A 21,150-nucleotide genomic window follows, 5' to 3' on the forward strand; every position below is an offset into this window, starting at 1 on the left:
GCCGAGCATTTTTGCCCTACCCGTAAAATCCCGAGATTTTGTTGTTAAATCAGCATTAAGTCAAGCTTAATTGCTATTTCCACCCTTAAATCTCTCAATCAGCGCATCCAGTTGATCCAAACTTCCGTAATGGATCTTGACCTCGCCCTTGCCCTTGCTTCCGGCCCGGATTTCGACCGTCGCGCCCAGCAATTCCGATAAGTCTTCCTGCAGGCGCAGCACATCCCGGTCCACCGTCTTGGGCGCCTTTTGTTGGGGTTCGGCGCTCAATTGCTTGACCAGCTTTTCTGCCTCCCTGACAGAAAGCTGCTTTTGGGCGATCTGCTCGGCCGCCATGATCTGCTTGGCCTCCGGCAGCGACAGCAGGGCGCGCGCATGCCCCATGTCCAACTGGCCTTGCATCAGCATTTCCTGCACATTTTTATTCAAATTCTGCAATCTAAGCAGATTAGTCACCACGCTGCGCGAACGTCCTACCGCATCTGCCGCCGCCTGGTGCGTCATATCGAACTCATTGATCAAGCGCTGGATGCCCTGCGCCTCTTCCAGCGGATTGAGGTTTTCCCGCTGGATGTTCTCGATCAAAGCCATTGCCAGGGCGGATTCGTCCGGAATCTCGCGCACCAGCACCGGCACTTCCGACAAACCCGCCAATTGGGATGCGCGCCAGCGGCGCTCGCCGGCAATGATTTCATACTTATCGTCCGCCACCCTGCGCACCAGGATGGGCTGCATGATGCCCTGCGCGCGGATGGAATCCGCCAGGCTGGCCAGCGATGCCTGGTCCATATGGGTGCGAGGCTGGTATTTGCCCGGCTGCAACTGGCTTACCGGCAAGGTATTGGGCGTATCATTGGCCGATACGGTCTCCACATCTCCCGCCAACAGGGCATCCAGCCCGCGCCCCAAACCCTTCAACTTAACCATTGTGACTCCTAATTTGCTGCAACTTGCCTATTGCTGACGATATGCCGGTTGATAATCTCCCCCGCCAGCGCGAGATATGCCTTGGCACCCTTGGAAGCCTTGTCGTGCAGCAACACCGGGACGCCGTAGCTGGGCGCTTCTGCCAGGCGGATGTTGCGCGGTATCACCGTGCGGTACACCTTGTCGCCGAAGTGTTGCGCCAATTCATTGGAAACCTGCTGCGCCAGTGTGTTGCGGTTATCGAACAAGGTGCGCAACAGGCCCTCGATCTCGAGATGCGGATTGAGGTGCGCACGCACTTTCTTGATGGTGTTCACCAGGTCGGACAGGCCTTCGAGCGCGTAGTATTCGCACTGCATGGGAATCATGACCGCATGAGCCGCGGTCAACGCGTTGACCGTGGTGAGGTTGAGGGCAGGGGGGCAATCGATCAGCACGTAATCATATGCATCGCCCAGTTCCGCCAATGCCGATTTGAGGCGCGTCTCGCGCGCAAACTCGTTGACCAGCTCCACCTCGGCGCCTGCGAGTTCGCGGTTCGCCGGCACCACATCGAAGCGCCCGCGCTCCGAGCGCTGCATGACATCGCGCAGGCTCTTTTCGCCGATCAGCACATGGTAGATGGTGTGCTGCATCTTGGATTTGTCTATGCCGCAGCCCGTGGTGGCGTTGCCCTGTGGATCGAGGTCGATCACGAGCACCTTGCGCTTGGTCGCCGCCAGGCTGGCTGCCAGGTTCACGCATGTCGTGGTCTTACCCACACCGCCTTTTTGATTGGTAATTGCCAGAATCCTCATGATTTAAGCCATCCCACTAGTATTGAATGCATCAAAGCTGCCGCACCGGCAGGAAAACCAGGTGACGCTGGGCATCCAGCCCTGGCACCGTCAACGACGTTATCTTCGAGGGCTTGAGCGCAACCGCCTCCAGCTCTTCCTGCGGCATCTGTCCCTTCATCGCCAGCCATAGCCCATCTTCGGCAATCAAGTGCTTCGTCAGCTTGACAAACAAGGCGATCTCAGAAAACGCCCTCGAGATTACGGTATCAAAAAGCGCTTCCGGCTTGAGCTGCTCGACCCGTCCAGCCACCACTTGCAGATTGTCGATCTGCAGCTCCGCCTTGGCCTGGCGCATGAAGCTGGCCTTCTTTTGCACCGCATCTATGGTGGTCACCTGCAAATCCGGCCGGCAGATCGCCAGGACAATCCCCGGCAGGCCGGCGCCGCTACCCACATCCAACAACCGCCCCGGCGGCACATGCGGCAATACCGATAGGCTATCCAGCAAATGCAGCGTGACCATTTCCTCCGGATCGCGCACTGCCGTCAGGTTGTGCACCTTGTTCCATTTCGCCAGCAAGGCAAGATAGGCAAGCAGTTTTTCGACCACTTCTGCAGATAGCTCAAGCCCCAGCTGCCGGATGCCGGCTTCCAGCTTTTCCTGCAAACTCATGCCACCTGGTCCGCGGTATTGCTTGTTTTGCGGCTCTTGCGCTTTAGGTGTACCAACAACAATGAAACCGCCGCCGGAGTGACGCCGGAAATACGCCCGGCCTGGCCGATGGTTTCCGGTTTTTGCTTGTTGAGCTTTTGCTGCACCTCGATCGAGAGCCCGTGCACTTCGCTGTAGTCCATATCCAACGGCAACTTGTAGTGCTCACTATCCTTGAGGCGCTCGATTTCCTCGGCCTGCCGGTCTATGTAGCCCTGATACTTTGCTGCGATTTCCAGTTGCTGACGCACCTGCGGGTCCGTCTCGCCTTCGCCGGCCTGGGGCAGGGTGAGCAATGCTTCATAACTCACCTCCGGGCGGCGCAATAATTCGAACATGGAGTATTCGCGCTCCAGCACCTTGCCGAACACCTGCTGCAACTGCTCCTGCGGCACATGCTGCGGATGGATGAAGGTACGGCGCAGGCGCTGTTGCTCGCGCTCGATAGCCTCCTGCTTGCGCTGGAAGGCTTCCCAGCGCACATCGTCGACCAAGCCGAGTTTGCGGCCAGCCTCGGTCAACCGCATATCGGCATTGTCCTCGCGCAGCATCAGACGGTATTCGGCCCGGCTGGTAAACATGCGATAGGGCTCGCTCACGCCTCTCGTAATCAAATCATCGACCAATACGCCGAGATACGCCTGGTCGCGCGTGGGCCACCAGGCTTCTTTATCCTGAGCGTACAGAGCCGCATTCGCGCCTGCCAGCAAGCCTTGCGCGGCGGCCTCCTCATAACCAGTGGTGCCGTTGATCTGGCCGGCAAAGAACAAGCCTCGCACCGCCTTGGTTTCCAGCGAGGCTTTCAACCCGCGCGGATCATAGTAATCGTACTCGATCGCATAGCCCGGACGCAGGATATGCGCGTTCTCCAGCCCCTTGATCGAACGCACCAATTGGTACTGAATATCGAACGGCAGGCTGGTGGATATGCCGTTGGGATAGATTTCATTGGTGGTCAAGCCTTCCGGCTCAAGGAACACCTGGTGCGAATCCTTGTCGGCAAAGCGGTGTATCTTGTCTTCGACTGAAGGACAATAGCGCGGTCCCACGCCTTCAATCACCCCGGTATACATAGGCGAGCGGTCAAGGCCGCTGCGGATGATGTCGTGGGTTTTTTCGTTGGTGAATGTGATCCAGCACGGCAGCTGGGCGGGATGCTGCTCGGCGCTTCCCAGGAAGGAAAATACCGGCACAGGGGTATCCCCGGGCTGCTCGGCCATGACGCTGTAATCGATGGTGCGGCCGTCAATGCGCGGCGGCGTGCCGGTCTTGAGGCGTCCGGCGGGCAGGCCGATCTCTCGCAACCGCGCTGCGAGCGACACCGCGGGCGGGTCGCCGGCCCGTCCTGCCTGGTAATTCGCCAAGCCGACATGCACCAACCCTGCCAGGAAAGTCCCTGCGGTCAGTACGACAGCCTTGGACTCGAACCTGAGGCCTAATTGCGTCACCACGCCGGCGACACGTTCGCCTTCGAGAATAATATCGTCCACCGCCTGCTGGAACAGCCACAGGTTGGGCTGGTTCTCCAAGCGACGCCGGATGGCAGCCTTGTAAAGCACCCGGTCGGCTTGCGCACGCGTTGCCCGTACAGCAGGCCCTTTACTGGAATTCAAGATGCGGAACTGGATGCCGCCCTCGTCGGTTGCCGCCGCCATGGCACCCCCGAGCGCATCCACTTCCTTGACCAAGTGACCCTTGCCGATGCCGCCGATGGACGGGTTACAGGACATCTGTCCAAGCGTCTCGATATTATGCGTCAGCAACAGGGTTTTTCGCCCCATGCGAGCACTCGCTAGCGCCGCTTCCGTTCCAGCATGGCCGCCGCCGACAACGATCACATCAAATTTTTCGGGATATTGCATGACAAGCACTTATATAGAATTATTCGAATGATACTGCATTAAGCCATGCTCTGTCAGTGACAATAGTCATTGTTCCACGTGAAACATGTCTAATGACGACGTTTCGCCAACAGCGATGAATGTTTCACGTGGAACAATTGACAATTGCTGAGTTTTTGTGAGTCTTTTCTACCCACTCGGACTATATAATTGTTTGGCGCCGCGTGATATTTTACGGCCCATACAAATCTGTATTGCCATGCAATCAGAGGATAAGCAGGCGCTACCGGCGTCGCAATTACTTAAATAGCAGCATTCATTAAACTATCGGGGATTGTTATGTTAATTCGTGCTTTTGTGTTGCCCGCAATCGCGGCAACCGCTTTGTTCAGTGCCAGCGCCCATGCTGCGCTTGATGCCAACCAAACCTTCCAGCAATTCAATGCTGTCGTGCTTGGCAATATCGATTCCACCTCCCATTTGCATGGCCGCGCCTGGGTGGGCGGCAATGTAACGGGAGGTGAATATGTGCATCGTCCACTTCCTGCTTCTGACTATGCAGGCCTCACAGTACAGGGCAATATCGCCAATGCAAAAGTACTCGCACAAGGTGCCGTGATTAACGGCAATTCGGCGAACACTAATGTGAATGGAGGCAGTACAGCCATTCTTGGCAATGCAGCTAATGGGCACCTGAATGGCCCAGCCTATGTTGCAGGTACTACTAGCAACATCAATTTCAATGGCGGCCAATTAGCGACTCCCAACTCGCAACTGAATACCAATATTGCTGCTGCAAGCTCCACCGACTTTTACAGCGTGCTCAGCAACGCCTCTGACAGCCTGAAGTCATTGGACGACAACAGCAGCGTCGCCTGGACTTCGCAGAAGGCCACCTTCACCGCCACGGCGGACAGCACCGGCCTGGCGGTTTTCAACCTGAGCGACGCAGACGCATTGGCTATTTTCGGCCTGGGCGAATTCGACTTCATCCTGAATGGCGCCACCACGGTAGTCATCAATTCCGGCTTGAAGGACATCGATATTTCCGCCAACTTCCTCGGCGGCTCAGCGCAACAGATTGCCGGCAATGTCATCTGGAATTTCTACAATGCCGAGACGGTTGACCTCGGACGCCAGTTCGGTGGCTCCATCCTTGCTGTTGACGCCACCCTGACCAACTGGGCGGATATCGAGGGCAACGTATACGTCAACAACCTGGTCCAACGCGGCCAGATCCATCAATATGCGTTCACTGGCGACATTCCGGTAACTGCGGTACCGGAACCTTCCAGCTACGCCATGTTCCTGCTGGGCCTGGGATTGCTGGGTTTTGCCGCACGCCGCCGCGCATAAGCAGTATTGTCTCAATAATAAAAAAGCCCGGTCATCCGGGCTTTTTTATTGGTTGATCACTTGCCGATGCAGAAGCGGCTGAATATCTCCCCAAGCAGGTCATCCGGGGTAAATTCGCCGGTAATGGTATTCAATGCGTCCTGCGCCAACCGCAACTCTTCTGCAAACAATTCCGGCTGCATGAGCAGCCCCGAGGCAGTTTCAAGATGGTCATGTACCGTATTCAAGGCCAACAGGTGCCGGCTTCTTGCCATGAACACCCCTTCGCCGCTGGGCTGCCAGCCTGCAATTTCCAGCAGGCGCTGGCGCAATAATTGCACACCAGCGCCGGTCTTGGCGGAAAGATAAATATGGGATTCGCCATCCTTGTATTCGATTTTTGGCGTTGTCGATTCGAGGTCTATTTTGTTGTGAATCCAGATTTTGGGCAAAAACTGCGGCAATCGCTCCAGGATCGATTTTTCCACATTTCCAATACCATGAGCTGCATCAATCAATAATAATGCAACACCGGCGCTTTCTAGAGCTCGCCATGTTCGGGCGATGCCATGTTGTTCGACTTCGTCCGTCGTCTCGCGCAGACCGGCAGTATCAATGATATGCAAAGGTATACCATTGATTTGTATGGAATTTTTAATCGTGTCGCGCGTGGTGCCAGCAATCGGGGTCACAATCGCCACTTCTTCGCCCGCCAATTGGTTCATCAGGCTGGATTTGCCGACGTTGGGCTGGCCGACCAATACGACCTGCAAACCCTCGCGCAATAAATTGCCTTGCTTGGCTTCGCGGAACACAGTGTCCAATCCTGCCGCCACGTTCGCCAGTTTTTCAGCGACGCGTCCCTGGCTGATGAAATCGATGTCTTCCTCGGGGAAATCCAGGCACGCCTCGACATAGAGCCGCAAATCGATCAACTGTTGCAGCAGGCCGTGAATCCTGGTGGAAAACTCGCCGGACAAGGATTTGACGGCGCTGCGCGCCGCAGCCTCGGTTGCGGCATTGATCACGTCGGCCACGGCCTCGGCCTGGGCCAGGTCCAGCTTGTCATTCAAATAAGCGCGCCGTGTGAATTCCCCGGGCTCCGCCTGCCGCGCGCCCAGTGCAAGGCAACGCTTGAGCAATATCTGCATCAGGGCTGGGCCGCCATGCGCCTGCAACTCGAGCACATCCTCGCCGGTGTAGGAATGCGGTCCGGGGTAGTAAATGGCAATGCCCTGGTCGATCAGGGCATGGTGTTCATCACGGAAGGCAAGGTACGCGGCATGGCGCGGGGCAGGGCAGTGGCCTAGCACCGCCTCGGCGATGGATTGGCTGGAAGGGCCGGAGATACGCACCACGCCAATACCCCCGGATCCGGGAGCAGTGGCAATGGCGGCAATGGTATCAACGACGCGCATTTCCCTTCTTTTTCACCGCCGCATTGTGGATGGTGCGGTTGATCTGCCATTGCTGTGCAATGGAGAGGATGTTGTTGACCAGCCAGTACAGCACCAAGCCGGCGGGGAAGAAGAAGAAGAACACGCTGAACACGATAGGCATGATGGTCATAACCTTGGCTTGCACCGGGTCAGCAGGCTTGGGGTTCAGCCTGGTCTGGATGATCATGGTGGCGCCCATGAGGATAGGCAGCACGTAGTAGGGATCGACCGCGGACAAGTCCTGTATCCACAGCATAAACGGCGCATGGCGCATTTCCACGCTGCCGAGCAACACCCAGTAGAGCGCAATGAATACCGGGATCTGCACCAGGATGGGCAGGCAGCCGCCCATCGGGTTGATCTTCTCAGTCTTGTACATTTCCATCATGGCCTGGTGCAGTTTCTGCCTGTCGTCGCCGTATTGTTCCTTCAGGCGCTGCAAGCGAGGAGCCAGTTCGCGCATATTGGCCATGGAGCGGTAACTAGCCGCCGACAAAGGGTAGAAAGCCAGCTTGATGAGGATGGTCAGCAGGATGATCGCAACGCCCCAGTTATGCACCAGCTTCTGGATCGAAGACAGGATCCAGAACAACGGCGAGGCAATCACGGTGAGCCAGCCGTAATCGACCGTGTATTCCAGGCCTGGCGCGACGCTCTTCAGTTCGCTTTGCGTCTGCGGGCCGGCATACAAACGCGACTTCAACTCCATGGACTGTCCGGGCTCGATGTTCCCGAGGTGGCTGACGCTGCCGATCGAATAGACGTTATCCGAGAGCTTCTTGGAGTAGAACTCGCGCGCCAGGCCATCCTTGGGAATCCAGGCGCTGACGAAATAATGCTGCACCAAGCCTACCCAGCCGTCACTCGCGTTCTTGGAAAGGTTGGTCTTGGACATGTCGGAGAAGCTCAGCTTCTTGTATTTGTCGGCCTCGGTGTAATAGGCGCCGCCGGTGAAGGTCGGCATCATGTACGAACCCTGGTGCGACTGGTTGTCGTGCACGATCTGGTAGTACACGGAAGGATCGATCGCAGCTTCGCCGTTGTTACGGATTTCGTAGCTGACCTCAATCGCATAGCTGCCGCGGCGGAAGGTATAGATCTTGTCGACTTCCACCCCGTTATCGCCTTTCCAGGACAGGCGCACATCCAGCTTATCGGCACCCTCGGCAAGTTGGTAACTTGTAGATTCGCTCGTGAATGTCGCCTTGTGGGTAGGCAGGTCGTTGCCGATGAGGCCGGTCTGCGCGACATAGAGCATAGGGGCCGACTGGTCGTCCATGAGCACGAAGTCCTTGGTCAGGTCCTCGTCGTCCTTGTGCTCGCGCAATTGCAGGCGGCGCAGGTCGCCCCCGATCGTGTCGATACTGGCCTTGTAGAGGTCGGTCTCTACATTGATGCGCTCCGCGGACTGCAGGCGGAACCCGGTTTCGACAGGAAGGCTCGCCTGGCCTGCAGCTGGCGTAGCGGATTTGGCGGCCTGGGGAACGCTGCCATCTTCGGCATGTTGGGCTGTCTGCGTCGCAGGCACGGTAGCAGGCTTTTGATCGCGCTGCCACGAATCCCATAGCATGAGGATGGAAAATGAAAAAATAACAAACAGAATCAGGCGCTTGGTATCCATAAATCTCTTAATCTATTTAATGGGCCACAACCTCATGGCACAGGATCATGACCGCCGTCATGCCATGGGTGACACTTGGACAAACGGCGTATTGTATAAAAGGCTCCGCGCCATGCGCCATGCTTTTGTATGGCTTCGACGGCATATTGCGAGCAGGTCGGGTAAAAGCGGCACCGCTGGCCCAGCAAGGGACTCAAGGTCCATTGATATAGCCTGATCACCCCCACCATCAGCCTGGCAAGCATTCAGACCGCTTCCTGCCGGCTTGCCAGCTTGCGCTGCAGCTTGGCGACCAGTTCGGCAAACTCTTGTTCGATTTCGGCAAACTGCGGTCTGCCAAACAGCACATGCGGCCTGGCGACCAGATCCAGGCCTGGTAATTGATGCTGGCTCACCCTGAACAGTTCCCGCATGACGCGTTTGATGTAATTGCGGTCCACGGCGCGGCGGGCAATTTTCTTGCCGACCACCACTCCCAGTCTTGCATAAGTCATCTCGTTATAGCGATAGTGCAGTACAAGATAACGGCCTGAAACTCGTTTGCGGAAATTAAAAACGGATGAAAATTCATCCGTTTTTAACAATTTTGCCTGGCGCTTAAATGCATAAGTTGGCAAAACCATGTATAGCTTGAGATCGCCTTGACGGCGAATGGCCGATTAAACAGCCAGGCGAGCACGGCCCTTGGCACGGCGCGCAGCGATAACAGCGCGACCGCCACGGGTCTTCATACGCACCAGAAAACCGTGCGTACGGGCACGGCGGATTTTAGAAGGCTGGTAAGTGCGTTTCATGGGAATCTCCGGTTGACTTCTAGATGTTGCGAATCAAAAACGCGTAATTTAACCTGAAAACACTGCCCTATGTCAATGTTTATTTGGGAAAACCTAGCCATTGTGAAAATGATTGTGCGCTGCCTGTGGATAAGTTGTGGCAAACAGGCTAGAATCACCTATCCGGCGATGGGGTTAAACCCGCTGAAACCGGCATCTGTTCGATAATAACAAACAGGCAGGCATCCGTCCTTACCTCATCATTTCATTTTCACTGCGGAGTTTCGGGCAATCGATGGAAAATTTTTGGTCACTTTGTCTCGGCCGCTTTGAAGAAGAGTTGTCAACGCAGCAATTCAACACCTGGATCAAGCCGCTGCGCTTTGAAGCGCACGAAGGCGCATTGCGCCTGCTGGCGCCCAACCGTTTCGTGCAGCAATGGGTGAAGGACCGCTTCCTGCAAAAGATCGCCGCCTTGGCCGAAGAAGCGTTCCCTACGCCCATGCAGATTGAACTGGCCCTTTACGACGCCAGCGACAAGGCGCCCGGAAGCAAAACCATCGCCAAGCCCAAGCCGGCGGCAGAGCCCGCCCCGGCAGCAAAAAAAATCGAAGCTGAAATCAGCAAGGTCACGAAAACGGTCACGCCTGCCAAATCCGCCTCTGCCGCGGTCAAGAAAACCAAGCCGGCGGCGGAGAGCAACGGCCTCAACCCGGCGTTCCGCTTTGACAATTTCGTCACGGGCAAGGCCAACCAATTGGCGCGCGCCGCTGCCATCCAGGTCGCGGAAAATCCGGGCACGGCCTACAACCCCTTGTTCATTTACGGCGGGGTAGGGTTGGGCAAGACCCATGTGCTGCAAGCCATCGGCAACCACTTGAAGGCGCAGCGGCCCGACGCCAAGATCCGCTATCTGCATGCCGAACGCTATGTGTCTGACGTCGTGAAAGCCTACGAGCACAAGGCTTTTGACGAGTTCAAGCGCCAATACCATTCCCTGGACCTATTGCTGATCGACGACATCCAATTCTTCGCCAAGAAAAGCCGTACCCAGGAAGAGTTTTTCTACGCCTTCAATTCGCTGATCGAGGCCAAGAAGCAAATCATCATCACCTGCGATACCTATCCCAAGGAAATCGCCGACGTCGATGAACGCCTGCGTACACGCTTCAGCTGGGGCCTGACCGTGGCAGTGGAGCCGCCCGAGCTGGAAATGCGCGTCGCGATCCTGCTCAAGAAAGCGGAAGCCGCCCGCGTCACGCTGGATGAAGACGTCGCGTTCTTTATCGCCAAGCAGGTGCGCTCCAGCGTACGCGAACTGGAAGGCGCGTTGAACCGCATCATTGCCATGGCCAACTTCACCGGACATGCCATCGATGTCAACCTGGCTAAGGAAGCTTTGAAGGACCTGATCGCCGTGCGCGGCCGACAGATCACCATCGAGAACATCCAGAAAACCGTCGCGGACTATTACAAGATCAAGGTCGCCGAAATGTACAGCAAGAAACGCTCGCGCAACTTTGCGCGCCCGAGGCAGATCGCCATGACGCTGGCGCGCGAGCTCACCAACCACAGCTTTCCGGAAATCGGCGAAGCTTTCGGCGGCAGGCATCACACCACGGTCATGCATGCCTGTGATGAAATCGAGCAATTGCGCCAGAACGACCAAAACCTTGCCCGGGATATCTCGGTATTGATCCAGGTCATTCGGGACTGAGGCGATTTAAGGATGAATGTACGCTTATGGAAAAGCTGTGGGCAGAAATGCAGTTTAAGCGCGTTTTTAAGAAAACAGTAAAATGACCAACATTCTATCCACAGCAGTCTATAAAAGTTTCAAGATAGTTTATTTTCAAACAGGTAATTGAATTTAAATTGAAAATTAGAGTTATCAACAGAAGTTACTAGCTTTATTGTTATTATCAATTTATTTTTTATATATTAGGTTTTAAAGATATGAACATTAAAATCAATCGCGATACGCTGCTAAAACCTCTTTCATCCGTAAGCGGTATTGTTGAAAGACGTCATACTTTGCCTATTCTTTCCAACCTGCTGTTGGAAGCCAAACAAGACAAGATCGTTCTGACCGCAACGGATCTGGAGATGCAGATTTCGCTTTCCGTGGAAACTGCCGTAGGAGGGGAGCTCTCGACTACTATCTCAGCCAAGAAGCTGCTCGACATCTGCCGCTCGCTGCCTGAAAACGCCGAGATCACCATGGCCACCCAGGACAGCCGCATCCAGGTAAAGACCGGCAAGAGCCGCTTCAATCTGCAGACATTGCCTGCCAACGACTATCCGGTGATGACCAAGACCGCCGACGCAGGCAACACCGTGATCAAGATCGGGCAGAAATCGCTGAAACGCCTGTTCAAGCAGGTCGAGTTCGCCATGGCGCAACAAGACATTCGCTATTACCTCAACGGCTTGCTGTTCGAAGTCAACGGCAACCGCCTGAATGTCGTGGGTACGGACGGCCACAGGCTGAGTTTTACCTCCACCGAGCTGGCCAACAGCTACGAAAAACAGGAGATCATCCTGCCGCGCAAGACCGTCATTGAATTGATAAAACTGTTGGACGAAAGCGAAGATGAAGTCACAATAGAGGTTGCCAATGGACAGGCTAATTTCGCTTTTGGCGATATCCGGTTGATTTCAAAGGTAATTGATGGAAAATTTCCTGACTACACCCGCGTGATCCCGACAGGGCACCAGAACAGTTTCACCGTGGATCGCACCATGATCCTGCTGTCCATGCAACGCGCCTCTATCCTGTCCAACGAAAAATACCGTGGCATCCGTATGGTGCTTTCGGCCAATAGCTTGAAGCTGATCAGTACCAACAGCGAACAGGAAGAAGCGGAAGAAGAGCTCGAAATCAGTTATGGCGGTAGCGGCCTTGATATCGGCTTCAATGTCACCTACATGATTGACGTATTGAACAATTCAGATAGCGAAAGCGTGACTTTCTCATTTGCAGATGCCAACAGCAGCTGCTTGGTTACCGTGGAAAACGACAGCAACTACAAGTATGTCGTGATGCCAATGCGTATTTAACTGATTGAATATTCAATAATAACCGATTGTTTCACGTGAAACCCACAGGACTATGACTGATTACAATTCCGACAGTATTAAAATCCTCGAAGGCCTAGACGCAGTTCGCAAACGCCCCGGCATGTACATCGGAGACACTTCCGATGGCAGCGGCTTACATCATATGGTATTCGAGGTGCTGGATAACGCGATTGACGAAGCCCTGGCGGGCCACTGTGATGACATCAAGGTCATTATTCATCCGGACAACTCCATCAGCATTTCCGATAATGGCCGCGGCATTCCTACCGACGTCAAGGAGGACGACAAGCACGATCCCAAGCGCTCCGCGGCAGAAATCGTCATGACCGAGCTGCATGCCGGCGGCAAGTTCGACCAGAACTCCTACAAGGTTTCCGGTGGATTGCACGGAGTGGGCGTTTCTGTTGTAAACGCGCTCTCAGACTGGCTGCGGCTGCGTATCTGCCGCAACGGTCAGGTCCACCAGATGGAATTCCGCCGCGGCGTGGCCGTGGCACCGCTGGCTGTCACTGGCACTACCGAGCGGCGCGGTACGGAAGTCCATTTCCTTGCGTCAGTCGAGACTTTCACCAATGTGGAATTCCATTTCGAAATCCTTGCAAAACGCATCCGTGAACTTTCCTTCCTTAATAACGGTGTCAAGATCGAGCTGATCGACCAGCGCAATGGAAAGTCTGAGAATTTCGCCCATTCCGGCGGGGTCAAAGGCTTCGTCGAATACATGAACCGCAGCAAGACTGTGCTGCATCCCAAGCCTTTCTACGCCTCGGGCGAAAAAGACGGCATGACCGTGGAAGTGTCCATGCAATGGAATGACTCCTACAGTGAGAGCGTGCAGTGCTTTACCAATAACATTCCGCAGCGCGACGGCGGTACCCACCTGACTGGTTTGCGTACGGCAATGACCCGTACGCTCAACAGCTACATCGAGCAGAACGAGCTGGCGAAAAAGGCCAAGATCGACACCAGCGGCGATGACATGCGCGAAGGCCTGACCTGCGTGCTTTCCGTCAAGGTCCCCGAGCCGAAATTCTCTTCACAGACCAAGGACAAGCTGGTTTCCAGCGAAGTGCAGCCTGTCGTGCAAGAAGTGGTCTCTGCCAAGCTGGCTGAATTCCTGCTGGAAAACCCGAACGAAGCCAAGATCATCTGCAACAAAATCATCGAGGCTGCACGCGCACGCGATGCAGCCCGCAAGGCGCGTGAAATGACACGCCGCAAAGGCGCCATGGATACCATGGGATTGCCCGGCAAGCTCGCGGACTGCCAGGAAAAAGACCCGGCCCTGAGCGAACTCTACCTCGTCGAGGGCGATTCCGCGGGCGGTTCCGCCAAACAAGGCCGCGACCGCAAATTCCAGGCCATCCTGCCATTGAAGGGCAAGATCCTGAACGTGGAAAAAGCCCGTTTCGACAAGCTCTTGTCCTCGCAGGAAATCGCCACCCTGATCACAGCGCTGGGCACCGGCATCGGCAAGACCGATTTCAACGCGGAAAAGCTGCGCTATCACCGCATCATCATCATGACCGATGCGGATGTTGACGGCGCCCACATCCGTACCTTGCTGCTGACCTTCTTCTACCGCCAGATGGGCGAACTGGTCGAGCGCGGCCACGTCTATATCGCCCAGCCGCCTTTGTACAAGGTCAAGCAAGGCCGCGACGAGCGCTACCTCAAGGACGAACAGGAAATGGACCAGTACTTGCTGCAATCCGCGCTCAAGGGAGCGGAACTGCTCAAGCAGACTGACGGTGAAACCATCAGCGGCGAAGCGCTGGCAGCCATTGCCAAGCAGATGGTGCTGACCGAAGCCATTATCCGCCGCCTGAGTCCGCTCTATGACGAGAGCATTTTGCGTGCGCTGCTTGACCTGGGCAAGCTGGAACTGGACAGCGAAGCCCAAGCTGAGGCCACTGCCGCCAAACTCCGCCCGTTACTGGGCCATACCGGCAGCGAAGTGCTGGTCGCACAAAACCAGGAAAGCGGCGACTACCGCCTCGAAATCAACAAGTACGTCCACGGCAACCTGCAAGCCAGCGTAATCGACAGCGATTTCATCAGCAGCGGCGACTACCAGCAAATCCTCTCGACCTCCTTGACCTTGCAAGGGTTGGTGGGCGAGGGCGCCGTCATCAAGCGCGGCGAGAAACAACAACCGGTCAGCAGCTTCAAGGCGGCCCTCGACTGGCTCATGGGAGAAGCCAAGCACGGCCTCAACATCCAGCGCTATAAAGGCCTGGGCGAGATGAACCCGGAACAGCTGTGGGAAACCACCATGGATCCCACCGTGCGCCGCCTGCTCAAGGTGCAGATCGACGACGCGATTGCCGCGGATGAAATCTTCACTACCTTGATGGGCGACCAAGTGGAACCGAGAAGGGCCTTTATCGAAGGAAATGCATTGGGCGTCAGCAATTTGGACGTCTAGTGCGCTGTAGGTTTTCGGTATTCCCGAGAACCTACCCAAAGGCTGCATCTTGGAATACTATTGCCGAGGTAGTGTTTTCTACTATCCTGGGGAGGATGCAGCATGATCAGCATAGTGCCGGCATGGTATGTGGCAATTGGCGTTGCTTGCCGGAAACCGGTAGCGCCAATTGTGATTCACCGGTTTGCCGGGGCTGGTCGGATAGCAATTTTTTGGCCCAAGCTTCGCGAGCTGAACTGGATCAGCTGAGATGGCATACGGCCGGAACATCCAGGATGTGTTTCGCGCGCGGAACGTCCAGGATCAGCCGGCACCCTCATTTACCTATTCCCTCATTTCCAATGTCGCCGGGCTGGTGATTGTCCTCGGCCTGGTCTTGCTTGGGGCGATGGCCTGGCAGGCCATTGTCAGCACCGAAAAAGAAGCGCGGCAGGAAATCAGCGATACGCTCAACTCGGCGGTAAGCCGTCTGCAACTTCTTATCCGCGCCGCAGAAATGACGGTGGAATCCGCCGAACGCATTGTGCGGGCGTCCGGGGTAGACGGGGCAACGATACAACCCATCCTGGAAAGTTCGCTGGCTGCGTTTGAGCAACGGCCGGAGCTGAGCTACCTCGGTATCGTCCTCCCCAAGACGGGAGAATATGGAACCCTGGAGCGAACTGCCGACAGCGCGATCCAGCTCAGGATTTTTCCCGGCACGCGCCACGATGATGCTGTGATACGAAGCTTCTCCCTGACTGAAAAGGGCTTCGTCCTGCATGAAGCCAATCCCACCGACGGCTATGATCCACGAACGCGGCCATTTTACCAGGCAGCGTTGAGCAATCCGCATGGCGGCACCTGGATACCGGCATATCAATGGATTACGCATTTCTCGGACAACGGGCCGCTCTGGGGCTTCAGCTATGTCAAGGCGCTCAGGGACGGTGCAGGGCAGCTGATCAGCGTGCTGGATACCGACTTCGACATGCCGGCATTGAACCGTTTCCTCGGCTCTTTGAATGCGGAATACCGCGCCCAGCTGCAAATTGTGGAGCTAGGCGAAACCCCCAGCTTGATTGGAGGACCCGAAGCCGTGCGGATACCGCTTGCCGTGCCTGCAGAGTTTGCTGTCTTGACGGACTTCTCCGGCAATATCTTCGTGAAACGGATGGAGCTGGAAGGAAAACGCCGCTGGGTCGCCGCCAAGCGCATTGAGCTCCAGGGAGGGCTTTCATGGCTGGTTGTCGCGTCACGGCCAGCGCCTTTCATTGAAGCTGCGTTGCGCAACCAGTTGTACCAGCTGCTCGGCATAGGCTTGATCATCGCGGCCGGGTTGGTGCTGGCCTTGGCCCGCATGGCACGCCGCTTTGGCAGGCCGCTTGCCGAGCTCGAGCAACGCGTGGTCCGTATCGAGCAGAACAAGCTGGACATGCCGGTTATGGGCAGCGCCGCCACCGCGGGAGAGTTTCGCGAAACCCAGCTCCTGGCCAGTGCCCTTGACCGCATGACCCTGGCGATCGGCCAGCAAGTGCTTGCCAAGGAGCAACAAGTGGCTTCGCTCGCGCTCAAGGGGGCCATTTTTGACTTTACTTCGGCAGCGATCTTCAGCATTAACCGCCAACTGAAGGTGGTTGAGTGGAATACGGCTGCGGAACGCTTGTTTGGGCTGGAGCATAGCCAAGTGCTTGGCCGGGCGGTCAGTGAAATCGTATTGGCTCCCGATGGCCCTGCCGATTGGGTTGCGATCATGAACACGAAAGGCACCGGAACGTTCTGCTTCATGGGAAGGGAGGGAGCGTTCGATGCGGAGCTGCGTCTGGTGGTTTTCACCCAGGACGGCGCAGAAGTCCATACGCTCGTTATCAACGACATTTCAGAACGCAAGCGCGTCGACGCAGCCTTGCGCGACAGCCTGGCCCGCTTCCATGCCGCCGCGCAAGCCACTGGCGACGTAATCTGGGACTGGGATCTCGCCACCGGCAATATCTGGTGGAACGAAAACTTCCAGACCCTGTTCGGCTATGCCGAGCAGGAGATCGAACCCACGATCGCTTCATGGACCACCCGCATCCATCCCGAGGACCACGATCGCGTCGTAGCCCATATCCATGCCGTCATCGATGGGGCGGAGGACGCTTGGAAAGATGAATACCGCTTCCGCCGCCAGGACGGCACCTACGCCGAGCTGTTTGATCGCGGCCATGTGCTGCGCGATGGTTCCGGGCGCGGCATGCGCATGGTCGGCGCCATGCAGGACATCACCGAGCGCAAGCGTGCACAGGCCAAATTGCTTGCGTTCAACGCCGAACTGGAAAAGCGCGTTGCCGGCCGCACTGCGGAGCTCGTCGCTTCCAACCAGGAGCTGGACTCGTTCTGTCATTCCGTCTCGCACGATCTGCGCGCGCCGCTGCGCGGCATTGCCGGCTTCGCCGAAATCCTGGTGCAGCATCATGGCGGCAATCTCGATGAAAAAGCCAAGAATTACCTGGGGCGCGTGCTGGCGGCCACGCACCGCATGGAGGCGTTGATCGACGACCTGCTCCAGCTTTCGCGTATTTCGCGCGAGGAAATGCGCCGCGAGACCGTGGGCCTGAGCGCGATCGCCGACAGCATCGTCGCCGACCTGCGGGAGAGCCACCCGGAACGCCAGGTGGAAACCGCCGTCGAAGCCGGGCTGTGCGCAGAGGGCGATCCCAATCTGCTGCGCATCATGCTGCAGAATCTGCTGGACAATGCATGGAAATTCACTTCCAAAATCCCTGATGCCCGCATCGTTTTCGCGGCAGAGCAGGGGGAGGCTGGCATGGCTGGATTTTTCATCAGCGACAATGGCGATGGTTTCGACATGCGCTATGCAAACAAGCTTTTCAGCCCTTTTCAGCGCTTGCACCGCGAGGCTGAGTTTCCCGGCACCGGCATCGGCCTTGCCACCGTGAAGCGCATCGTCAGCCGCCACGGCGGGCGGATCTGGGTACACGCGGAGCCCGGCAAGGGCGCGACCTTCCATTTTTCCTTGGGACAACCTGCATCATGAGCATCAAAAACGACAAGACCATTCTTCTCGTTGAAGACAATCCGGATGACGAGGAGCTGACGCTGCTTGCTTTCGAGCAAAACCATATCTTCAATACCATTACCGTGGCACGGGACGGCGTGGAGGCGCTGGAGCTGTTGTTCGGCCCCGACGGCCAAGGAGGAAGCATCGACCCCGCCGTCATCCTGCTCGACCTCAAGCTGCCCAAGGTGGATGGACTCGAAGTATTGCGCCGCATCCGCGGCGACGAGCGCACGAAATTCCTGCCGGTCGTGGTCCTGACGTCTTCGCGCGAGGAGCAGGATCTGGTCAGCAGCTATAGCCTGGGCTGCAACAGCTATGTGCGCAAGCCGGTCAATTTTGCCGAGTTCCTCGAGGCGGTGCGCCAGCTTGGCCTGTACTGGCTGCTGCTCAACGAAACGCCGTCACGGGGGTTAGGGCCATGATTACCGTTCTGCGCGTGCTCATGGTCGAGGATAACGGCGACGATGAGGTACTCATCCTGGAAACCCTGCATCGCGGCGGTTTTGATGTGCGCCATTTGCGCGTCGAGACCGAAGCCGGCCTGCGTCAGTCGCTGTGCGACAAGCAGTGGGACATCGTGCTGAGCGATTATTGCCTGCCGTCGTTCGATGCCGAGGGAACATTGCGGGTGCTGCGCGAAACCGGTTGCGATATTCCCGCCATCATTGTTTCCGGCACGATAGGGGAGGATGTCGCGGTCCAGACCATCAAGCACGGGGCCGACGACTACTTGCTCAAGCAGAACCTGATCCGCCTGGTGCCAGCGGTTCAGCATGCGCTTGACGCGGCTGAAATCAGGCGCCAGCGCCAGCGCCTCGAAAGGCATGCTGGGCTACAATCCTGGCGAGCTGGAAGGCCACTATTTCGACAAGCTGGCCCATCCGGACGACTTGGCGCGCATCAGGAAAGAGTTTCAGGCCGTCCTGCAGGGCAGGAACTCGAAGAATTTCGAGAAACGCTGCCTGCATAAGTCCGGCAACGTCGTATACATGCTCTGGTCGGCCGCATTTTCCAGAGCGGACGGCGTGGTCGTCGGCATCGGCCATGACATCACCGAGCGCAAGCAGATGGAGGAGGCCCTGCGCAGCAGCGAAGAGAACATCCGCCACGAGCGCGCCTTGCTGCGCGCCCTGATCGACAGCATTCCAGACCTGGTGTTCTTCAAGGACACGGATTTCACCTTCAGGGGCTGCAACCGCGCCTTCGAGCATTACCTCGGCATTGCCGAAGCCGAGCTTACCGGCATGACCGATTTCGACCTCTTGCCTGAGGCCTGGGCCCAGTATTACCGGGGAGAGGACCAGAAATTGTTTGCCTCGGGCCAAATGCAGCGCACCGAGGAGGAGATTCCGGGTAGCGGGGGACGCATCGGCATCTTCGATACCATCAAGGCGCCTTTCTACGGTCCGGATGGCGAATTGCTGGGCCTGCTGGGGATCAGCCGCGATATTTCCGAGCGCAAGCGCATGGAGGAAAGCCTGCGCGAAAAGACCGCGCTGTTCGACGCCCAGGTGGAAAGCTCTCCCGACGGTATCATTGTGGTGAATACGCAGGGGAAAATGGTCATCGAAAACCAGCGCATGCGCGAATTATGGAAAATACCGCCGCATATGGCCGCCAAGCTGGGGAGCGAGCCGCCGCTCGAGTTTGCCGCACAGCGCACGACATCCCCTGCAAAGTTTCTTGCCAAGGTACTCTGGCTCCGTGACCATCCCGAGGAAACCGCCCATGACGAGCTCGAGCTTATCGACGGCACTATCCTGGACCGCTATTCCGCGCCCGTGCTCGACAAGGAAGGGCGTTACTACGGGCGCATCTGGATTCATCGCGACGTTACCAAGCGCAGGCAGGCCGAGCAGCACATCCGCTACCTGGCCATGTACGACGGCCTGACCGGCCTGCCGAACCGCAACTTGATCCAGGAGGACATAGGGAAGGCGATTGCGCATGCCCGCCGCACCAGTTGCATGCTCGCATTGCTCTATCTCGACCTGGACCGTTTCAAGGTGGTCAACGATGGATACGGCCACCTGTTCGGAGACAGGGTATTGAAGGCCGCGGGCGAACGCCTGTGCGGACTGGTACGCGAGGGAGACACCGTGGCCCGCCTCGGCGGCGACGAATTCCTGGTCCTGCTCGCCGACTTGCGCCAGCCGGCCGATGCCGACATCGTGGCGCGCAAGATCGTCGAAAGCCTGGATAGCCCGGTGGTCGTGGAAGGCCGCGAAATATATCTGTCCGGCAGCATCGGCGTGAGCATGTTTCCGCACGATGGCGAGGCCGCAAACGTTCTGATCGACAATGCGGACATGGCGATGTACCGCGCCAAGGAGCTGGGGCGCAACACCTACCAATTCTTCACGCACGAAATGAGCGAGGATACGCAGCGCCGCGTCGACATCGAGACCAAGCTGCGGGGCGCGGCCGCGGCCGGGCAGTTCCGGCTGGTCTACCAGCCCAAGGTGAACCTGGAAAACGGCGGCATCATCGGCTGCGAGGCATTGCTGCGCTGGAATCACCCGGAACTGGGGATGGTTTCTCCCAGCGATTTCATCCCGATTGCGGAAGATTCGGGCCTGATCGTATCGATCGGCGACTGGGTGCTGCGTACTGCCTGCATGCAGGCGCGACGATGGATGGACGAGGGACTGCCTCCGGTCCGTGTTGCGGTGAATATCTCCGTCCGCCAGTTCCTGCAACAGGACATGGTCGCTTGGGTCAAGCGTACGTTGGAGGAAACTGGCCTGCCGCCCGACTGGCTGGAGCTCGAGCTGACAGAGAGCGTGATCGCCCAGGATATCGAGAAAGTGATCCATACCATCGACCAGCTCCAGGCAATCGGGGTGAAACTGTCGATCGACGATTTTGGCACGGGGTATTCCAGCCTGAGCTACCTGAGGCAGTTCCGCGTGGATACGCTGAAGATCGATCAGTCGTTTGTGCGCAACATGCTGACGGAAACGGAAGATGCAACGATCGTGCTCGCCGTCATCTCGCTTGCCCATAACCTGAATTTCAAGGTGATTGCCGAAGGCGTGGAGACGGAGCAGCACTATCATTTCCTGCGCCTGAACCATTGCGACGAGATCCAGGGATTCTATTTCAGCCAACCCGTGGCTCCGGCGCAGTTCGAGGCAATGCTGCGCGAGGGCAAACGCCTGGCTTGAATGG

General features: G+C 57.0%; 17 protein-coding genes. 8 read left to right on the plus strand and 9 right to left on the minus strand.

Annotated features, from left to right (window positions below):
• Positions 1–66: 66 nt before the first annotated feature.
• The 4 genes from ACJSDX_RS03345 to mnmG are packed head-to-tail and all read right to left on the minus strand — an operon-like array spanning position 67 to position 4,280.
• Positions 67–927, minus strand: a complete 861-nt coding sequence (locus tag ACJSDX_RS03345) for a ParB/RepB/Spo0J family partition protein (RefSeq protein ID WP_407993481.1) — start codon at positions 925–927, stop codon at positions 67–69.
• An 8-nt stretch (positions 928–935) separates the two neighbouring features.
• Complete coding sequence (locus tag ACJSDX_RS03350) at positions 936–1,724, minus strand: ParA family protein (RefSeq protein ID WP_309565979.1); 789 nt, start codon at positions 1,722–1,724, stop codon at positions 936–938.
• 31 nt (positions 1,725–1,755) lie between these two features.
• Entirely contained in the window at positions 1,756–2,379 is a 624-nt protein-coding gene (rsmG, locus tag ACJSDX_RS03355) for a 16S rRNA (guanine(527)-N(7))-methyltransferase RsmG (protein ID WP_309565980.1), read from the minus strand.
• A complete protein-coding gene (gene mnmG, locus ACJSDX_RS03360; RefSeq protein ID WP_407993482.1) occupies positions 2,376–4,280 on the minus strand; it encodes a tRNA uridine-5-carboxymethylaminomethyl(34) synthesis enzyme MnmG in 1,905 nt (634 codons plus the stop codon). Before mnmG ends, rsmG begins: the two co-directional genes overlap by 4 nt.
• A gap of 318 nt (positions 4,281–4,598) precedes the next feature.
• Here mnmG and ACJSDX_RS03365 point away from each other — a divergent pair, with 318 nt between their 5' ends.
• On the plus strand, positions 4,599–5,615 hold the full coding sequence (locus ACJSDX_RS03365) for a choice-of-anchor A family protein (protein ID WP_407993483.1): 1,017 nt from the start codon (positions 4,599–4,601) through the stop codon (positions 5,613–5,615).
• 56 nt (positions 5,616–5,671) lie between these two features.
• Here ACJSDX_RS03365 and mnmE read toward each other — a convergent pair whose 3' ends face one another.
• The 5 genes from mnmE to rpmH are packed head-to-tail and all read right to left on the minus strand — an operon-like array spanning position 5,672 to position 9,448.
• Positions 5,672–7,012, minus strand: a complete 1,341-nt coding sequence (gene mnmE / locus ACJSDX_RS03370) for a tRNA uridine-5-carboxymethylaminomethyl(34) synthesis GTPase MnmE (protein WP_407993484.1) — start codon at positions 7,010–7,012, stop codon at positions 5,672–5,674.
• Positions 6,999–8,654, minus strand: coding sequence for a membrane protein insertase YidC (gene yidC / locus ACJSDX_RS03375; protein ID WP_407993485.1), 1,656 nt, complete (start codon positions 8,652–8,654; stop codon positions 6,999–7,001). The genes mnmE and yidC overlap by 14 nt, the downstream gene beginning before the upstream one ends.
• A gap of 32 nt (positions 8,655–8,686) precedes the next feature.
• Positions 8,687–8,899 carry a membrane protein insertion efficiency factor YidD gene (yidD, locus tag ACJSDX_RS03380; RefSeq protein ID WP_407993486.1) on the minus strand — a complete coding sequence of 71 codons (213 nt, stop codon included), beginning with the start codon at positions 8,897–8,899 and terminating at the stop codon, positions 8,687–8,689.
• Entirely contained in the window at positions 8,900–9,277 is a 378-nt protein-coding gene (gene rnpA / locus ACJSDX_RS03385) for a ribonuclease P protein component (RefSeq protein WP_407993487.1), read from the minus strand.
• A gap of 36 nt (positions 9,278–9,313) precedes the next feature.
• Positions 9,314–9,448: a 50S ribosomal protein L34 gene (gene rpmH / locus ACJSDX_RS03390; protein ID WP_230348357.1), complete on the minus strand. Its 135-nt coding sequence runs from the start codon at positions 9,446–9,448 to the stop codon at positions 9,314–9,316.
• A gap of 274 nt (positions 9,449–9,722) precedes the next feature.
• Between rpmH and dnaA the strand changes: the two genes are divergently transcribed.
• The 7 genes from dnaA to ACJSDX_RS03425 all read left to right on the plus strand — a co-directional run bounded on the left by dnaA (position 9,723) and on the right by ACJSDX_RS03425 (position 21,146).
• Positions 9,723–11,144: a chromosomal replication initiator protein DnaA gene (gene dnaA, locus ACJSDX_RS03395; RefSeq protein ID WP_407993488.1), complete on the plus strand. Its 1,422-nt coding sequence runs from the start codon at positions 9,723–9,725 to the stop codon at positions 11,142–11,144.
• Between the two features lie 239 nt (positions 11,145–11,383).
• Positions 11,384–12,487 carry a DNA polymerase III subunit beta gene (dnaN, locus tag ACJSDX_RS03400; protein WP_407993489.1) on the plus strand — a complete coding sequence of 368 codons (1,104 nt, stop codon included), beginning with the start codon at positions 11,384–11,386 and terminating at the stop codon, positions 12,485–12,487.
• 52 nt (positions 12,488–12,539) lie between these two features.
• Positions 12,540–14,936, plus strand: a complete 2,397-nt coding sequence (gene gyrB / locus ACJSDX_RS03405) for a DNA topoisomerase (ATP-hydrolyzing) subunit B (RefSeq protein WP_407993490.1) — start codon at positions 12,540–12,542, stop codon at positions 14,934–14,936.
• Positions 14,937–15,186: 250 nt separating this feature from the next.
• Positions 15,187–17,955, plus strand: a complete 2,769-nt coding sequence (locus ACJSDX_RS03410; protein WP_407993491.1) for a PAS domain S-box protein — start codon at positions 15,187–15,189, stop codon at positions 17,953–17,955.
• Entirely contained in the window at positions 17,952–18,401 is a 450-nt protein-coding gene (locus tag ACJSDX_RS03415; RefSeq protein ID WP_407993492.1) for a response regulator, read from the plus strand. Before ACJSDX_RS03410 ends, ACJSDX_RS03415 begins: the two co-directional genes overlap by 4 nt.
• Positions 18,398–18,949: a response regulator gene (locus ACJSDX_RS03420; RefSeq protein ID WP_407993493.1), complete on the plus strand. Its 552-nt coding sequence runs from the start codon at positions 18,398–18,400 to the stop codon at positions 18,947–18,949. Before ACJSDX_RS03415 ends, ACJSDX_RS03420 begins: the two co-directional genes overlap by 4 nt.
• On the plus strand, positions 18,852–21,146 hold the full coding sequence (locus ACJSDX_RS03425) for a putative bifunctional diguanylate cyclase/phosphodiesterase (RefSeq protein WP_407993559.1): 2,295 nt from the start codon (positions 18,852–18,854) through the stop codon (positions 21,144–21,146). The genes ACJSDX_RS03420 and ACJSDX_RS03425 overlap by 98 nt, the downstream gene beginning before the upstream one ends.
• Positions 21,147–21,150: the final 4 nt, after the last annotated feature.

It is taken from the genome of Methylobacillus draconifructus (assembly GCF_045984355.1).
In the GTDB taxonomy this organism is placed as follows: domain Bacteria; phylum Pseudomonadota; class Gammaproteobacteria; order Burkholderiales; family Methylophilaceae; genus Methylobacillus; species Methylobacillus flagellatus_A.

What these genes read in the sequence shown, in the direction of transcription:
- ACJSDX_RS03415 (WP_407993492.1), top strand. Translation starts at nt 17,952, where the DNA reads ATGAGCATCAAAAACGACAAGACCATTCTTCTCGTTGAAGACAATCCG.
- rpmH (WP_230348357.1), bottom strand. Translation starts at nt 9,448, where the DNA reads ATGAAACGCACTTACCAGCCTTCTAAAATCCGCCGTGCCCGTACGCAC.
- ACJSDX_RS03410 (WP_407993491.1), top strand. Translation starts at nt 15,187, where the DNA reads ATGGCATACGGCCGGAACATCCAGGATGTGTTTCGCGCGCGGAACGTC.
- ACJSDX_RS03420 (WP_407993493.1), top strand. Translation starts at nt 18,398, where the DNA reads ATGATTACCGTTCTGCGCGTGCTCATGGTCGAGGATAACGGCGACGAT.
- dnaN (WP_407993489.1), top strand. Translation starts at nt 11,384, where the DNA reads ATGAACATTAAAATCAATCGCGATACGCTGCTAAAACCTCTTTCATCC.
- mnmG (WP_407993482.1), bottom strand. Translation starts at nt 4,280, where the DNA reads ATGCAATATCCCGAAAAATTTGATGTGATCGTTGTCGGCGGCGGCCAT.
- yidC (WP_407993485.1), bottom strand. Translation starts at nt 8,654, where the DNA reads ATGGATACCAAGCGCCTGATTCTGTTTGTTATTTTTTCATTTTCCATC.
- ACJSDX_RS03365 (WP_407993483.1), top strand. Translation starts at nt 4,599, where the DNA reads ATGTTAATTCGTGCTTTTGTGTTGCCCGCAATCGCGGCAACCGCTTTG.
- yidD (WP_407993486.1), bottom strand. Translation starts at nt 8,899, where the DNA reads ATGCTTGCCAGGCTGATGGTGGGGGTGATCAGGCTATATCAATGGACC.
- rnpA (WP_407993487.1), bottom strand. Translation starts at nt 9,277, where the DNA reads ATGGTTTTGCCAACTTATGCATTTAAGCGCCAGGCAAAATTGTTAAAA.
- gyrB (WP_407993490.1), top strand. Translation starts at nt 12,540, where the DNA reads ATGACTGATTACAATTCCGACAGTATTAAAATCCTCGAAGGCCTAGAC.
- rsmG (WP_309565980.1), bottom strand. Translation starts at nt 2,379, where the DNA reads ATGAGTTTGCAGGAAAAGCTGGAAGCCGGCATCCGGCAGCTGGGGCTT.
- ACJSDX_RS03345 (WP_407993481.1), bottom strand. Translation starts at nt 927, where the DNA reads ATGGTTAAGTTGAAGGGTTTGGGGCGCGGGCTGGATGCCCTGTTGGCG.
- mnmE (WP_407993484.1), bottom strand. Translation starts at nt 7,012, where the DNA reads ATGCGCGTCGTTGATACCATTGCCGCCATTGCCACTGCTCCCGGATCC.
- ACJSDX_RS03350 (WP_309565979.1), bottom strand. Translation starts at nt 1,724, where the DNA reads ATGAGGATTCTGGCAATTACCAATCAAAAAGGCGGTGTGGGTAAGACC.
- dnaA (WP_407993488.1), top strand. Translation starts at nt 9,723, where the DNA reads ATGGAAAATTTTTGGTCACTTTGTCTCGGCCGCTTTGAAGAAGAGTTG.